2 protein-coding genes and 1 tRNA gene are annotated in these 1,079 nt (G+C 56.2%); all 3 read right to left on the bottom strand.

The genetic code is table 11. The features are described 5' to 3' along the window. Positions 1-106: 106 nt before the first annotated feature. A complete protein-coding gene (locus tag C9427_RS26385) occupies positions 107-331 on the bottom strand; it encodes a GIY-YIG nuclease family protein (RefSeq protein WP_425351681.1) in 225 nt (74 codons plus the stop codon). Between the two features lie 220 nt (positions 332-551). Continuing rightward, positions 552-642 (bottom strand) — tRNA-Ser (locus tag C9427_RS26380). Continuing rightward, positions 604-1,079: hypothetical protein (locus C9427_RS34475; protein ID WP_208636422.1), on the bottom strand; the 476-nt coding region annotated here is incomplete at its 5' end. The genes C9427_RS34475 and C9427_RS26380, both read right to left, overlap by 39 nt.

Genomic DNA, 1,079 nt, shown 5'->3' with positions numbered 1-1,079 from the left:
AGAATCGAACGAAGCAGCGGACTCGGCGAAGTGTGCTTTTGCGGTAAGTAATTGTTATTGCGTAATTTCTATGGAAAATCGCCGATTTTCGTGATCGCAAAAAAGTTCACCACAGACGCTTGTTGGCGAAAGCGTGCCCCGAACCGGATTTGAGATACCGCTCGAATGAAGTCGCCTTGGCGTGGCTTGAGAAGGCCATATAGGTCACGATTCGCCATGGCAGGAACTTGGATGTGTGGCTGGATTTTCCGGCATTGTGGTCAGCAATCCGTCGTTTCAGGTCCGAAGTCACGCCGATATAGCGCTCACCTTCCGAGGTCTCGCTCTCCAGCAGATATACGTATCACACGGACCGGTCCTCCTTCCCACCGCCCTGCTTCGCGCAGCGGGCTTCGCACGACAAGTCCCGTGTGTATACTGTTTACGGAAAGGGGACTGCCAACCTTAGTTTGCAAGGGTTTGCGGCCCCTCCTTCGCCGAGGCTTCGGAGGGCGTCCTGCTTCGCGCGGAGGGTTGGGCTTGTCCTGCGAAGCTCGAAGAGCGAAGCAGGATGGCGGAGAGGATGGGATTCGAACCCACGAGAAGCTTTTGACCTCTACTCCCTTAGCAGGGGAGCGCCTTCGACCACTCGGCCACCTCTCCGTTGCGCCGGTGGATAAAGAAAAGCGTCGGCACAATCAACAAGCCGGCGCCATTATCGCCGAAAAATCCGGCTTTGGCCGAAATACCGCTTTGGCCATGCGGCGATTCCATGGCAATTCCCCGGCTATTGGGGCCAGGGAATGGTCGCAATTCCGTCGGGCGATCGCCGGAATCGGGCGGATTGCAAGGGCTCCGGAAGGGTCGATGGTTAATGGGAGCTTTCTGAGTGAGGCCAAATCGTGTCATTTGTGCAACAACGCCTGGGGATAGCGTCTGCATAGTCCTTTTGCCGGTACGATCATGGTTGAACGCCGCCGCCCCATGGGTAATGTCGGATTCGAAGGAGCGGCGCGGTGCGCATCTTTTTCGGTTAGTGGGGATGGGGCAGGGAACGCTGTCCTTCAGCAAAGAATACCCAGACCCGTTTTTTAACTTTT

This window comes from Mesorhizobium helmanticense (assembly GCF_003034915.1).
GTDB lineage: Bacteria > Pseudomonadota > Alphaproteobacteria > Rhizobiales > Rhizobiaceae > Mesorhizobium > Mesorhizobium helmanticense.
Note: the sequence above shows the minus strand (reverse complement) of the source record. Positions and strands in the feature narration are given on the sequence as shown.